Here is a 13,400-nt window from a genome sequence, read left to right as displayed (position 1 = left end):
GCTCAGCGCCAGGCGCCGCGGCCGCTCGAGGCGATGCGCGCCGTGAGCTGGTGGGCGTGCGAGAGCAGGATGCGGCCGAGCTTCTCGACGCGCTCGGGCGTGAACCGGAACTGCACGCCCGTGAGGCTGAGCGCCCACTGCGGGTGGCCCGTGCGCGTGAAGACGGCGGCGCCGAGCCCGTAGCTGCCCTCGACGATGAGGCCGGGGTTGAGCGCGTAGCCGTGCTCCTGCGTCTCGGCGAGCCGCGTCCGCAGCCGCTTCTCGCCGTGGGCCGCACCCCAGCGCTCGGACAGCTCCGGATGCCGCGCGAGGTACGCGTCGATCTCGTCGGGCGGCAGGAACGCGAGGATCGCGAGCCCCGCGGATGCGACGCCGAGCGGGAAGCGCACGCCCTCGGAGAGCACGAAGGAGCGGATGGGGAAGCTGCCGTCCTCGCGCACGAGGCACACGGTCTCGTCGCCCTGGCGCACGGAGAAGAAGGCGCTCTCCTCCGTGACGGCGGCGAGCGAGCGCACGATGTCGCGTGCGAGGTCGGCGACGTCGTAGCGCGCCGCCGCGGCCGTGCCCATGAGGTAGAGCTCGGGGCCGGGAACCCACAGGCCCGTCTCCGCGTCGCGATCGACGAGGCCCTCGCGGCGGAGGGCCGCGAGCAGGCGGTGTGTCGTCGGGCGGGTGAGGGATGCGGCGGTCGCGAGATCGGAGACGCGGGCCCCGTCGGCGGTGCGCGCGACGAGCTTGAGCAGCTGCGCGGCCCGGCCGACGGCCTGCGTGCCGCCTGCTACACCGCTCCCGCTGCTCGCCCATGTGGACACCGGCGCCTCATGAATGTCCACGATGTGGACGCTACGCGCATCCGATTCCACATCGCAAGGCGCGGTTTCCGCGCGCTCGCGGCCCGGTCGCAGGATGGCCGCACACCCAGCGACGATGACGAGGGCGGAGGATCGACGATGATCGACAAGCAGATCGCGAGCGCGGCGGAGGCGGTGGCCGACATCCGGGACGGCGCCTCGCTCGCGGTGGGGGGCTTCGGGCTCTCCGGCAACCCGATGGCCCTCATCGAGGCGCTCTACGCGCAGGGCACGAGGGACCTCTCGATCGTCTCCAACAACTGCGGCGTCGACGACTGGGGGCTCGGCATCCTGCTCGGCGCGCAGCGCATCCGCAAGATGACCTCGTCGTACGTCGGCGAGAACAAGGAGTTCGAGCGGCAGTTCCTCTCGGGCGAGCTCGAGCTCGAGCTCACGCCGCAGGGCACGCTCGCCGAGAAGCTGCGCGCGGGCGGCTCCGGCATCGCGGCGTTCTTCACGCAGACAGGCGTCGGCACCCAGGTCGCCGAGGGTGGCCTGCCCCGCCGCTACGACGGCTCCGGCGGCGTCGCCGTCGCCTCGCCCGTCAAAGACGTGCGCACCTTCGCCGTCGACGGCACCCCGCGCGAGTACGTGCTCGAGGAGGCCATCACGACCGACTTCGCGCTCGTGCACGCCGCCCTCGGCGACCGCCACGGCAACCTCGTCTTCACCAAGGCCGCGCGCAACTTCAACCCGCTCGCCGCGATGGCGGGGCGCGTGTGCATCGCCCAGGTCGAGCGGCTCGTCGAGCCCGGCGAGCTCGACCCCGACGGCATCCACCTGCCCGGGGTCTTCGTGCACCGCGTCGTCGAGGTGGGCACGGGCATCGAGAAGCGCATCGAGCGGCGCACGGTCGCCGCCGCGAGGGAAGGGAAGTGACGCGCATGGCGCTCACCCGCGATGGGATGGCCGCGCGCGCGGCCCGCGAGCTGGCCGACGGCTCCTACGTGAACCTCGGCATCGGCCTGCCGACGCTCGTGCCGAACTTCGTGCCCGAGGGCGTGACGGTCGTGCTGCAGTCGGAGAACGGCATCCTGGGCGTCGGCCCGTACCCGACCGAGGACGCCGTCGATCCCGACCTCATCAACGCCGGCAAGGAGACCGTCACGGTGCTCCCGGGCTCGGCGTTCTTCGACTCGGCGCTGAGCTTCGGCATGATCCGCGGCGGCAAGATCGACGCTGCGATCCTCGGCGCCATGCAGGTCTCGGCCAGGGGCGACCTCGCGAACTGGATGATCCCGGGGAAGATGGTCAAGGGACCGGGAGGTGCGATGGATCTCGTGCACGGCGCCGCGCGCGTCATCGTGCTCATGGAGCACGTCGCGAAGGACGGCTCGGCGAAGATCGTCGACGAGTGCTCGCTGCCGCTCACGGGTCGCGGCGTCGTCGACCGCATCATCACCGACCTCGCGGTCATCGACGTGACGCCCGACGGCCTCGTGCTCGTCGAGACGGCGCCCGGCGTCACCGTCGACGAGGTGATCGCGGCGACCGAGCCGCCCCTGACGGTCGCGCCTCAGCTCGCAGCGGGTCTCGCGGAGGCCGTGCGATGAGCCCGCAGGACGTCGTCGTCGTCGCCGCGGCCCGCACCCCGCAGGGTCGCCTCAAGGGCGCCCTCTCGCAGCTCACGGCCGTGCAGCTCGGCTCGATCGCGATCCGCGGCGCCCTCGAGCGCGGCGGCGTGTCGGCATCCGCCGTCGACGCCGTGCTCGTCGGCCAGGTGCTCGCGGCCGGCGCGGGCCAGAACCCTGCCCGCCAGGCCGCGATCGGCGCGGGGCTCGGCTGGGACGTGCACGCGGCATCCGTCAACAAGGTGTGCCTCTCGGGCCTGACCTCGGTCATCGACGGGGCACGGATGCTGCGCACGGGCGACGCGACGGTCGTCGTCGCCGCGGGCATGGAGTCGATGACGCGCGCGCCGCACCTGCTCATGGGCTCGCGCGACGGCTGGTCGTACGGCAGCGTCGAGGTGCTCGACCACATGGCCTACGACGGCCTCACCGACGCCTACGAGCACGACAGCATGGGCGCGTCGACCGAGCGGCGCAACGCCGACTTCGCGGTGACGCGCGAGGCGCAGGATGCCGTGGCCGCGCGCTCGCACCAGCGCGCCGCCGCCGCGCAGGCCTCGGGCGTGTTCGAGGCCGAGCTCGTGCCCGTCGAGATCCCGCAGCGCAAGGGCGACCCCGTGCTCGTGACGGCGGATGAGGGGGTGCGGCCCGACACGACGGTCGAGACCCTCGCGCGCCTGCGCCCGGCCTTCGCGGAGGGCGGCACGATCACGGCCGGCAACTCCTCGCAGATCTCCGACGGCGCCTCCGCCGTCGTGCTCACGACGCGCGAGCGCGCCGAGACGGAGGGCTGGACCGTGCTCGCGACCGTCGGGGCCGCCGGCCAGGTCGCCGGCCCCGACAACTCCCTCCACGCGCAGCCCGCGCGCGCGATCGCGCAGGCGTGCGAGCGGCAGCGCATCGCGCCGGCCGACCTCGACCTCGTCGAGATCAACGAGGCGTTCGGCGCGGTCGTCGTGCGCTCGCAGGCCGAGCTCGGTCTCTCGGACGACGTCGTCAACATCCACGGCGGCGGCATCGCCCTCGGCCACCCGATCGGCGCATCCGGCAACCGCCTCGTCGTGCACGCCGTGCACGAGCTCGCGCGCCGGGGCTCCGGCACCGCGGCCGTCGCGCTGTGCGGCGGCGGCGGTCAGGGCGACGCGCTCATCCTCACGAGGTAGATGGCCCGAGGGGCGTGAGGTCGTCCGGGTCGGCGCCCGCGGCGAGCAGCCGCTCGCGGACGGCGGATGCGGCGAGGGCGTACGGACGCTCGTCGCGATAGAGCAGCGAGCGCGCGTTCGAGGTCTCGACGAGGGCGAGCAGCTCGAAGGCGAGCCGTTCCGGGTCGGTGGCGGCGTCGAGCTCGCCCGCGTCGATCGCGAAGCGCAGCTGGCTCTCGACGTAGCCGTTCCAGCCGCGCATCCACGCCCGCACGGCATCCGCCGCGGGGCCCGTCTTCGAGTCGAGGTCCGCAGCGACGGCCATGAAGAAGCAGCCGCCCGCGAAGACGCGCTCGCGCGAGTAGTCGAGCGAGGCCCGCAGGAGGGTCGCGACGCGGCGTGTGCCGCGGGGGAGGGCGCGTGCGGGCTCGATGACGCTCGCGCGGTAGATCTCGGCGGCCGCGTCGATCGTCGCGAGCTGCAGGCGCTCCTTGTCGCCGAAGAGCGTCGCGATGCTCGACTTGCCGCGGCCGGTCGCGGTCGCGAGGGCGCCGATCGTGACGCCGTCGAGCCCCTCGACGGAGGCGAGCTGGGTGGCCTGCTCGAGCACCGCGCGCCGCGAGGCGTCGCCGCGGGCGCGGCGCCCGTCGGTTGCGATCGTCATGCCGACAGTTTACGAACGACCGTTCGGGATGTACAGTTCAGTCACACATTCTGAACGACCGTTCGTATTGATTCCGGAGGAAGCCATGCCCGCGACGACGATCGCGACCGGGGTGCGCGCCGCATCCGCCCTCTCCCCGCGCCTCGGCGGAGCCGTCGCGTACCGCCTGTTCTTCTCGACCCGCCCGCGCATGCGCGTGCCCGAGCGCTGGGCCGCGATCGACGCCGACGCGCGCCGCGAGACGATCATCGTGGGCGGCCGCCGCGTCGTCGTCTCGACGTGGGGCGAGGTGGGCCCGCTCGTCGTGCTCGTGCACGGATGGCGCGGTCGCGCCGCGCAGTTCGCGCCCCTCGTGCCGACCCTGCGCGCCGCCGGCTACCGGGCGCTCGCGTTCGACGCGCCCGCGCACGGCGGCTCACAGGGCGGGCCCGTCGACATCCGCGACTGGATCGCCGTGCTCACCGAGCTGCAGCGCCGCCACGGCCGGTTCGCGGGCCTCCTCGGCCACTCCTTCGGCGCGCTCGCCGCCCTCACTGCCGTGCGCCACGGACTCGAGACGGATGCCGTGGTCGCCATCGCAGGAGCCGGGCGACCGCAGTCGTTGCTCGACGAGTTCGCGCGCCGCCTCGGCCTCGACGCCGCGACGCGCGCCGACTTCGAGCGCCGCTTCCTCGCGCGCGTGGGCGAGACCGCGGCGAGCGCCGCCGCCCGATACGACGCCGTCGCGCATCCGCTCGACCCGGGTGTGCCGCTGCTCGTCGTGCACGGCGACCGCGACCGCGAGCTGCCCGTCGACGAGTCGATCGCGCTCGCCGAGGCGACGACCGGAGCACGGCTCGTCGTCGTGCGCGAGGCGGGTCACGGCCGCGTGCTCTCCGCGCTCGAGACGAGCGACGCCCTGCTCGCGCACCTCGACCGCGCCGCCCGCGGGAGCGTCGTGAGCGCGTGACGTCGCAGCATCCGGCGCCGCGGGATGCTAACCCCCGCGAACCGGAAAGTCACCCCTATTGCGTGTCGCGGGATCGAGGCGTCCACTGGGATGTGGAGAGGAGTCGACATGAGCGACACCCGCAGGATCCAAGACCATTCGCTCGACGAGAGCACCGAGGTCACGCCGCAGCACTTCGACGACGACGGCTACGTCGTGGGGCACCCGCACCACGAGCACGTGACGGGCGACGACATCGGCCCCGACGGGCGCCTCATCGGCGAGGCCGCGACCGACGGCCCGAACGAGCCCGAGCTGACGACCGACCCCGAGGTCGCGGGTGCGCCGGACGCGCCCTCCTCGGCCGACGTGCCCGCTGTCGCCGGACTCAGCGGACGCTCCGAGCTCGGCGACGATGTCGACGAGACGGATGCGCCCGACGGCCAGTTCCACAGCCAGGACATGCCGACGACCGACGGTGAGTCCGCCGAGCCGGAGGGCGAGGTGCTCGACGACGAGGAGGCCTCGATCGCCCCGCCGCCCGCGACGCCGGGCGACCCCGGCCCCGAGGTGCCCGGCGGCCCCGACGTGACGCCGCCCGAGCCCGGACCGCCGACCCCGCCGGAGCCCACGCCCTTCGCACCCGACGCGCCCGACGAGCACGGCGGCCAGTCGCCCCTGCTCGGCGACCGCGCCTTCTAGCCATGCCTGTCGAGAAGGACCGCCCCGCGGGCGGTCGCATGGTCGAGCCCGGAGAACTGAGCGCGAAGGAGCGCAGCCGCCACCTGCGCCCGCCGACGACGTCGATCCCGATCATCCCGCCCGAGCAGCGTCGCGCGGCCGCCGCACCCCCCGAGGCGCCCGAGCACCCGAAGGAGTCGGCATAGCTCATCTATTGATTAACGATAGGAAAGCATCGATACTCGATAGATGAGCCGTCTCGCCGTCCTCGCCCTCCGCATCCTCCTCGTGCTGCTCGCGCTCGGGATGCTCGTCGCCCAGCTCGTCCCCATCCCCGTCGGAGCCCTCGAATTCGGAGACGCCTTCGGCTCGCGAGCCGTCGGGGTCTTCTACGCGGTCGCCGCCATCGCGTTGGTCGCGTGCGCCCAGGTCGTGCTCGTCGCCGTCTGGGTGCTCCTGTCGATGGTGCGCCGCGGCTCGATCTTCAGCGGCCGCGCCTTCCGCTGGGTCGACGTCATCATCGGGGCGGGCGTCGGCGCCGTGGTCGCCTCGAGCGCGATCGCCGGCCACCTCTACCTCGTCGTCGAGCCCCGACTCGACGCCCCCGGCATCATCGTGCTCGCCGGCACCGTCGTGCTCGCGACCGCGGCATTCGCCGCCCTCATGGTCGTCATGCGCCGCCTGCTCCGCAGCGCGACCGAGCTGCAGGGCGAGCTCGCGGAGGTGGTGTGATGGCGATCATCGTCGACATCGACGTGCTGCTCGCCGCGCGGCGCATGTCGGTCGCGGAGTTCGCGGATGCCGTGGGCATCACGCCCGCGAACGTCGCGGTGCTCAAGAACGGTCGCGCGAAGGCCGTGCGCTTCACGACCCTCGACGCCGTGTGCCGCGTGCTCGAGTGCCAACCGGGGGACGTCCTGCGCTGGGTGCCCGACGCATCCGCCGACGCGGCCGACGGCTGAGCTCAGGCGCAGCCGCCCCGGAGCGGATGTCGGCCGCGCGCTGCGCTACTCGGGCGCGTGCGCGTCGAGGAACTCGTACACCTCGGTGAGGTCGACGCCCGTGAAGGTGCCCGTCGGCATCGCCGCGAGGAGCGAGGAGTGCAGGCGCGCACTCGGCCACGCGGCCTCCTGCCAGCGCGCCGCGAGCTGCGCGGGGGGCTTGCGGCAGCACGAGGGGTCGGGGCACGTCGACGCGCGGCGCACGGGGGTGTCGCGACCGCGGAACCACTTGACGTTGACGAACGGCGTGCCGACGCTCACCGAGAACGAGCCGTTCGCCGTCGACTGGATGCTCGACGTGCACCAGTACGTGCCGTTCGGCTTGTCGGTGTACTGGTGGTACGGGCTGAAGCGGTCCTCGACGTCGAACACCTGCCGGGCCGACCAGTAGCGGCACACGATCTGCCCCTCGACCGCACCGAGCGCATCCGTCGGGAACAGCGCCCCGTCGTTCTCGTAGGCCTTCGAGATCGCGCCCGACTCGTGCACCTTGAGGAAATGCACCGGGATGTCGAGGTGCCGGGTGGCGAGGTTCGTGAAGCGGTGCGCGGCGGTCTCGTACGAGACCGCGAATGCGTCGCGGAGGTCCTCGACCGAGAGCTCGCGCTTCGCCTTCGCGGCGGTGAGGAACTCGACGGCGCTCTTCTCGGGGATGAGCAGGGCGCCCGCGAGGTAATTCGTCTCGACGCGCTGCTGCAGCAGCTCGGCGTAGTCGCGCGGCTCCTGCTTGCCGAGCACGTGCGCCGCGAGGGCCTGCAGGAGGGCGCTGCGCGGGTCGGACGTCTGGCGCACGGGCAGGTAGATGCGGCCGTTCGCGTGGTCGGTGACCGAGCGCGTCGACGACGGCAGGTCGCCCACGTAGTGGAGCGTGAAGCCCAGGTGACGGGCGAGCTCGGATGCGACGCGCTGCGAGAGAGGACCGCCCTCGTGCCCGACGGCCTTGAGCAGCCCCGCGGCCGTCGCCTCGAGCTCGGGGAAGTGGTTGCCGCGACGGCGCTGCTCACGGCGCAGCTCGGTGTTCGCGCGGCGGGCCTCCTCGGGCGTCGCGGCGCGCTCGCGGTGCAGGCGGCCGAGCTCGTCGTGCAGGGCGAGGATCGTCTCGATCGCGTCGTTGCTCAGCGACTTGCGGATGGGCAGCGGCCCGAGCCCGAGGCTCTGGAAGAGCGGACCGCGCTGCGCGCGCTCGAGGGCGATCTCGAGGGCCGCGCGCTTCGACGGCGGCTCCTGACTCAGCAGCTCGTCGACCGTCGTGCCGAGGATGCGCGCGAGCCGCTGCAGCTCGCCGAGCTTGAGCTCGCGCTTGCCGTTCTCGATGAGCGAGACCTGCGAGATGGCGCGTCCGAGCTCGGCCGCGAGGGCCTCGAGGGTCATCCCTCGGTCGAGGCGGAGCTGACGCACGCGGCGTCCGACGGTCAGGGAGTCGAGCACATCCTCATCGTCGAACGGCTCCGTGGCTGCAGTGCTCATGCGTCGATGCTCGCAGGCGCCGTTCTTCCGCTCAATAGAAAAACCTGGAGATTTCGCGCGAAGTTCTTCGAGAAACCTGCTTGCGGCGGGCGCACCATCGAACACACGCACCGCATCCCGCGGACCGAATCGGAAGGAACGACCCCATGAGCACGACCCCCGCCCGTCCCGGCGACCAGACCCAGACCGCAGCCGAGCTCGAGGCCGAGTGGGCCGCCGACCCGCGCTGGAGCGGCATCCGTCGCGACTACACGGCCGAGGACGTCGTCGCGCTGCGGGGCCCGGTCCGCGAGGACGCCACGCTCGCCCGCCGCGGCTCGGAGCGCCTCTGGGAGTCCATCCAGATCAACTCCGAGAACCCCGAGCACTGGATCGCCGCCCTCGGCGCCCTCACCGGCAACCAGGCAGTGCAGCAGGTGCGCGCGGGCCTCGAGGCCATCTACCTCTCGGGCTGGCAGGTCGCCGCCGACGCCAACCTCTCGGGCCAGACCTACCCCGACCAGAGCCTCTACCCGGCCAACTCGGTGCCCGCCGTCGTGCGCCGCATCAACAACGCGCTGCAGCGCGCCGCGCAGATCGAGTTCGCCGAGACCGGCACCACCTCGCGTGACTGGATGGCCCCGATCGTCGCCGACGCCGAGGCCGGCTTCGGCGGCCCGCTCAACGCCTACGAGCTCATGCACCAGATGATCCAGGCGGGCGCGGCGGGCGTGCACTGGGAGGACCAGCTCGCGAGCGAGAAGAAGTGCGGCCACATGGGCGGCAAGGTGCTCGTGCCGACGAGCCAGCACATCCGCACCCTCAACGCGGCCCGGCTCGCGGCCGACGTCGCGGGCGTGCCGAGCGTCATCATCGCCCGCACCGACGCGCTCGCCGCGACCCTGCTGACGAGCGACCACGACGAGCGCGACCGCGAGTTCCTCACGGGCGAGCGCACGGCCGAGGGCTTCTACGAGGTGCGGAACGGCATCGACCCCGTCATCGCGCGCGGCCACGCCTACGCGCCGTACGCCGACCTGCTGTGGGTCGAGTCGGCCGAGCCCGACCTCGAGCTCGCGCGCCGCTTCGCCGAGTCGATCCACTCGGAGTTCCCCGACCAGAAGCTCTCGTACAACTGCTCCCCGAGCTTCAACTGGAAGCGCCACCTCGACGACGACCAGATCGCCAAGTTCCAGCGCGAGCTGAGCGCCATGGGCTACGCGTTCCAGTTCATCACTCTCGCCGGGTTCCACTCCCTCAACCACGGGATGTTCGAGCTCGCGAAGGACTACTCGCAGCGCCACATGACGGCGTACGTCGAGCTGCAGGAGGCGGAGTTCGCATCCGAGGCCTCGGGCTACACGGCCACGAAGCACCAGCGCGAGGTGGGCACCGGCTACTTCGACCGGATCGCCACCGCCCTCAACCCCGACTCGGCGACCCTCGCGCTCGTGGGTTCCACCGAGGCCGACCAGTTCCACTGACCCATGGCGCGGCTGGAGCCGTGACCCGGCGGCGGGAGAAACAACTCCCGCCGGACGGTCGTAGCTCCAGCCGCGCGACGAAAGGCAAGAGACCATGAACGCACGGATGGAGGTGCTCGGCCCGCGGGCGGAGCGCTTCGACGAGATCCTCACCCCCGAGGCGCTGGACTTCCTCACGCAGCTGCACGACCGCTTCGTCGGCCGCCGCCACGAGATCCTCGCCACCCGGATGGAGCGCCGCCGCGCCATCGAGAACGGGCGCGACTTGCGCTTCCTCCCCGAGACCCGCGAGATCCGCGAGGATGCGAGCTGGCGCGTCGCGGGCGCCGGTCCCGGACTCGAGGACCGCCGCGTCGAGATCACGGGCCCCACCGACCGCAAGATGACGGTCAACGCGATGAACTCGGGCGCCAAGGTGTGGCTCGCCGACCACGAAGACGCGACGAGCCCCACGTGGGCGAACGTCGTGGGCGGCCAGCTCAACCTCTTCGACGCGATCCGCCGCCAGATCGACTTCACGAGCCCCGAGGGCAAGGAGTACCGCCTCGGCGACGAGACCCCGACGATCGTGTTCCGCCCCCGCGGCTGGCACCTCGTCGAGAAGCACCTGCGCTACACCGACGGTCCGGGCATCGCGAGCCCCGCATCCGGATCGCTCGTCGACTTCGGTCTCTACGTGTTCCACAACGCGACGGAGCTCATCGAGCGCGGAAGCGGCCCGTACTTCTACCTGCCGAAGCTCGAGTCGCACCTCGAGGCGCGCCTGTGGGATGACGTCTTCAGCTTCACGGAGCAGGAGCTCGGCATCCCGCACGGCACGATCCGCGCGACCGTGCTCATCGAGACGATCCCCGCGGCGTTCGAGATGGAGGAGATCCTCTACGAGCTGCGCGACCACTGCGCAGGTCTCAACGCCGGCCGCTGGGACTACATCTTCTCGATCATCAAGAACTTCCGCGGGCGCGGGGCGGCCTTCACGCTGCCCGACCGCGTGAAGATCACGATGACGGTGCCGTTCATGCGCGCCTACACCGAGCTGCTCGTCGCGACGTGCCACAAACGCGGCGCGCATGCCATCGGCGGCATGAGCGCGTTCACCCCGAACCGCCGTGACCCCGAGGTCACGGCCCGCGCGCTCGAGCAGGTCGCCAACGACAAGCGCCGCGAGGCGGGCGACGGCTTCGACGGCACCTGGGTCGCGCATCCGGACCTCATCGACACGGCACGCGCCGAGTTCGACGCCGTGCTGGGCGAGCGCCCGAACCAGGTCGACCGCCTGCGAGACGACGTGCACGTCGAGGCCCGCCAGCTCGTCGACCTGCGCATCGACGGCGAGGTGACGGATGCCGGGGTCGCCGCGAACGTGTCGATCGCGCTCCGCTACCTCGAGTCGTGGCTGCGCGGGGTCGGCGCCGCGGCGATCGACGACCTCATGGAGGACGCCGCGACCGCCGAGATCAGCCGCTCGCAGCTGTGGCAGTGGATCCGCCAGGGTGTCGTGACGAGGGAGGGCACGCGCGTGACGGGCGCCCTCGTCGAGCGCCTGCTCGAGGAGGAGCTCGAGGCGCGTCGCGCCCCCGGCGGCCGCTTCGAGGACGCCGCCGAGCTCGTGCGCTCGCTCGCCCTCGAGGACGAGTTCCCGACGTTCCTCACGATCGAGGCGTACTCGCGCTTCCTCGTGGAGCCGGAGGCGCGCGACGCGATCGCCGCGCTCGCCACGGGTCCCATCTCGACGGCGGGGAGGGCGGCCTGATGCGCATCGTGCTCGTCGGCCCTCCCGGTGCGGGCAAGGGCACCCAGGGTCAGCTGATCGCGGAGCGCCTCTCGGTTCCCCGCATCATCGTGGGCGATCTGCTGCGCGACCACATCGCCTCGGGCACGCCGCTCGGCGAGCGCGCCAGGGAGTTCGTCGACAGCGGCCGCCTCGTGCCCGACCACCTCGTGGTCGGCATCGTCGAGCAGGCCGTCGAGCCGCACACCGACGGCTTCGTGCTCGACGGCTTCCCGCGCTCGATCGCGCAGGCCAAGATGCTCGACCGCTTCCTCCGCGCCCGCGCGGCGGAGGTCGACGTCGCCCTGCACTTCGATGTGCCGGATGCCGAGCTCACCACCCGGCTCGCCGGTCGCGAGCGCTCCGACGACACCCCCGAGGTGATCGCGACGCGCATCGCCGGGTTCCGTGCGGCCGAAGAGGCGCTGCTCGCGCACTACCGCGGCCGCGTCGTCGAGCTCGACGCCGTCGGCTCGGTCGACGAGGTGTTCGACCGCGTCCTGGACGGTCTCCGGGAGGCGCTCGTCGCCGCCTGACCCGCTCGGGCCGAGTCCCTCATCCCTCGGCCCGTCCTCCGGAATGCAGGAGTCTCCCGCCGGGTGCGTCACCTCGTGACCCCCGATGCCCGGCGCGGAGGCTCCTGTATCTCTCTTTCGCGGGGAAGCCTCAGGTCAACACTGTTGACACCCGTGTTCACCGGGAGGACACTGGTGCCTGACAGCGCCGAACCACGGCGGTGCCGGGAAGGAACCTCTCCATGGCGAACAAGCCGATCACCGAGAAGAACACCGTCGGAGCCTGGCTCAAGCACCCGATCGGCGGCCCCCTCATCCGCAGCATGCTCGCCGACGCCGGCGTCGACGAGAAGGTGCTCACCCCCGTCAAGCTCCTGCCGCTCAAGAACCTCGTGGCGATGAGCCAGGGTCAGATGCCGCAGTCGGTCATCGACGACCTCGTGGCGAAGGCCAACAGCGACGACCCCGCCGTGCTCGCCGAGGTGACGAGCGCGCCCGCGCCCGCCGCCGCATCCGAGGAGGCCCCCGAGGCCGAGGCGCCCGCGGAGGACGACGAGTTCGAGGCGGAGCCCTGGGAGGAGGTCGTGACCCCCGGCCGCTTCGCCGGCAAGACCGTCATCGTGACGGGCGCCGCCTCCGGCATCGGACTCGCGACCGCGTCGCGCATCGCGCGCGAGGGCGGCCGTGTCATCGCCGTCGACATCTCGGCCGAGAAGCTCGAGACCTTCAGGGCCTCGCTGCCCGACGCCGACATCGTCACGGTGGCGGGCGACATCACGAAGCAGGAGTCGGCCGACGCGATCGTCGCGGCAGCGGGCGACAAGATCGACGCGCTCGCGAATGTCGCCGGCATCAACGACGACTTCTCGCCGCTGCACGAGACCGAGGACGCCATGTGGGACCGCGTCATCGGCGTCAACCTCACGGGCGTGTTCAAGCTCAGCCGCGCCGTCATCCCCGCGATGCTCGCCGCCCACAAGGGCTCGATCGTCAACATCGCCTCCGAGGCGGGCCTGCGCGGCAACGCGTCGGGCAACGCCTACACGGTGTCGAAGCACGGCGTGATCGGCCTCACGAAGTCGGCCGCGTTCATGTACGGCCGCGAGGGCATCCGCGTCAATGCCGTCGCCCCCGGCGGCGTCGCGACCGGCATCCCGTTCCCGCCGAAGGTCTCGGAGTACGGCTCGGCGAAGCTGCACCCGTACCAGATGCAGATCCCGACCCTCGCGACGGCCGAGCAGCTCGCCGCGTCGATCACCTTCCTGCTCTCGGACGACGGCGTCAACATCAACGGCGCGATCCTCGCGTCCGACGGCGGCTGGTCGATCCAGTAACCCCGCCATAGT

General features: G+C 72.2%; 15 protein-coding genes. 12 read left to right on the top strand and 3 right to left on the bottom strand.

Annotated features, from left to right (window positions below):
- Positions 1–2: 2 nt before the first annotated feature.
- Positions 3–833 carry an IclR family transcriptional regulator gene (locus tag H4J02_RS12900; protein WP_262406123.1) on the bottom strand — a complete coding sequence of 277 codons (831 nt, stop codon included), beginning with the start codon at positions 831–833 and terminating at the stop codon, positions 3–5.
- A gap of 117 nt (positions 834–950) precedes the next feature.
- On the opposite strand from H4J02_RS12900, the gene H4J02_RS12895 reads away from it, so the two are divergent.
- The 3 genes from H4J02_RS12895 to H4J02_RS12885 are packed head-to-tail and all read left to right on the top strand — an operon-like array spanning position 951 to position 3,585.
- Positions 951–1,730 carry a CoA transferase subunit A gene (locus tag H4J02_RS12895; protein ID WP_187674949.1) on the top strand — a complete coding sequence of 260 codons (780 nt, stop codon included), beginning with the start codon at positions 951–953 and terminating at the stop codon, positions 1,728–1,730.
- 5 nt (positions 1,731–1,735) lie between these two features.
- Complete coding sequence (locus tag H4J02_RS12890) at positions 1,736–2,404, top strand: CoA transferase subunit B (protein ID WP_187674948.1); 669 nt, start codon at positions 1,736–1,738, stop codon at positions 2,402–2,404.
- Positions 2,401–3,585, top strand: coding sequence for an acetyl-CoA C-acetyltransferase (locus H4J02_RS12885; protein ID WP_187674947.1), 1,185 nt, complete (start codon positions 2,401–2,403; stop codon positions 3,583–3,585). The genes H4J02_RS12890 and H4J02_RS12885 overlap by 4 nt, the downstream gene beginning before the upstream one ends.
- On the opposite strand, the gene H4J02_RS12880 is transcribed toward H4J02_RS12885, so the two are convergent.
- Positions 3,575–4,228, bottom strand: a complete 654-nt coding sequence (locus tag H4J02_RS12880) for a TetR/AcrR family transcriptional regulator (RefSeq protein ID WP_187674946.1) — start codon at positions 4,226–4,228, stop codon at positions 3,575–3,577. The genes H4J02_RS12885 and H4J02_RS12880 overlap by 11 nt on opposite strands.
- Positions 4,229–4,313: 85 nt before the next feature.
- On the opposite strand from H4J02_RS12880, the gene H4J02_RS12875 reads away from it, so the two are divergent.
- From H4J02_RS12875 to H4J02_RS12855, 5 genes are all read left to right on the top strand, one after another.
- Positions 4,314–5,177 carry an alpha/beta fold hydrolase gene (locus tag H4J02_RS12875; protein WP_187674945.1) on the top strand — a complete coding sequence of 288 codons (864 nt, stop codon included), beginning with the start codon at positions 4,314–4,316 and terminating at the stop codon, positions 5,175–5,177.
- A 108-nt stretch (positions 5,178–5,285) separates the two neighbouring features.
- Complete coding sequence (locus H4J02_RS12870; RefSeq protein WP_187674944.1) at positions 5,286–5,858, top strand: hypothetical protein; 573 nt, start codon at positions 5,286–5,288, stop codon at positions 5,856–5,858.
- Between the two features lie 2 nt (positions 5,859–5,860).
- Entirely contained in the window at positions 5,861–6,043 is a 183-nt protein-coding gene (locus H4J02_RS12865) for a hypothetical protein (RefSeq protein ID WP_187674943.1), read from the top strand.
- Between the two features lie 43 nt (positions 6,044–6,086).
- Entirely contained in the window at positions 6,087–6,569 is a 483-nt protein-coding gene (locus H4J02_RS12860) for a DUF2975 domain-containing protein (protein WP_187674942.1), read from the top strand.
- Complete coding sequence (locus tag H4J02_RS12855) at positions 6,569–6,799, top strand: helix-turn-helix transcriptional regulator (RefSeq protein WP_187674941.1); 231 nt, start codon at positions 6,569–6,571, stop codon at positions 6,797–6,799. Before H4J02_RS12860 ends, H4J02_RS12855 begins: the two co-directional genes overlap by 1 nt.
- A 45-nt stretch (positions 6,800–6,844) precedes the next feature.
- On the opposite strand, the gene H4J02_RS12850 is transcribed toward H4J02_RS12855, so the two are convergent.
- On the bottom strand, positions 6,845–8,305 hold the full coding sequence (locus tag H4J02_RS12850) for a helix-turn-helix transcriptional regulator (protein WP_187674940.1): 1,461 nt from the start codon (positions 8,303–8,305) through the stop codon (positions 6,845–6,847).
- A gap of 146 nt (positions 8,306–8,451) precedes the next feature.
- Here H4J02_RS12850 and aceA point away from each other — a divergent pair, with 146 nt between their 5' ends.
- The 4 genes from aceA to H4J02_RS12830 all read left to right on the top strand — a co-directional run bounded on the left by aceA (position 8,452) and on the right by H4J02_RS12830 (position 13,388).
- Positions 8,452–9,768 (top strand): isocitrate lyase, encoded by a 1,317-nt coding sequence (aceA, locus tag H4J02_RS12845; protein ID WP_187674939.1) that lies wholly within the window; start codon positions 8,452–8,454, stop codon positions 9,766–9,768.
- 94 nt (positions 9,769–9,862) lie between these two features.
- The gene (gene aceB / locus H4J02_RS12840; RefSeq protein WP_187674938.1) at positions 9,863–11,521 is read left to right on the top strand and encodes a malate synthase A; all 1,659 of its coding nucleotides are present in this window, start codon (positions 9,863–9,865) and stop codon (positions 11,519–11,521) included.
- Entirely contained in the window at positions 11,521–12,075 is a 555-nt protein-coding gene (locus H4J02_RS12835) for a nucleoside monophosphate kinase (protein WP_187674937.1), read from the top strand. The genes aceB and H4J02_RS12835 overlap by 1 nt, the downstream gene beginning before the upstream one ends.
- Before the next feature lie 221 nt (positions 12,076–12,296).
- A complete protein-coding gene (locus H4J02_RS12830; protein WP_187674936.1) occupies positions 12,297–13,388 on the top strand; it encodes an SDR family NAD(P)-dependent oxidoreductase in 1,092 nt (363 codons plus the stop codon).
- Positions 13,389–13,400 lie beyond the last annotated feature (12 nt).

Origin of the sequence: Protaetiibacter sp. SSC-01 (genome assembly GCF_014483895.1) — a bacterium.
Lineage (GTDB): Bacteria > Actinomycetota > Actinomycetes > Actinomycetales > Microbacteriaceae > Homoserinibacter.
The sequence above is the reverse complement of the archived record's forward strand: the minus strand, read 5'-3'. Positions and strand labels throughout refer to the sequence as shown.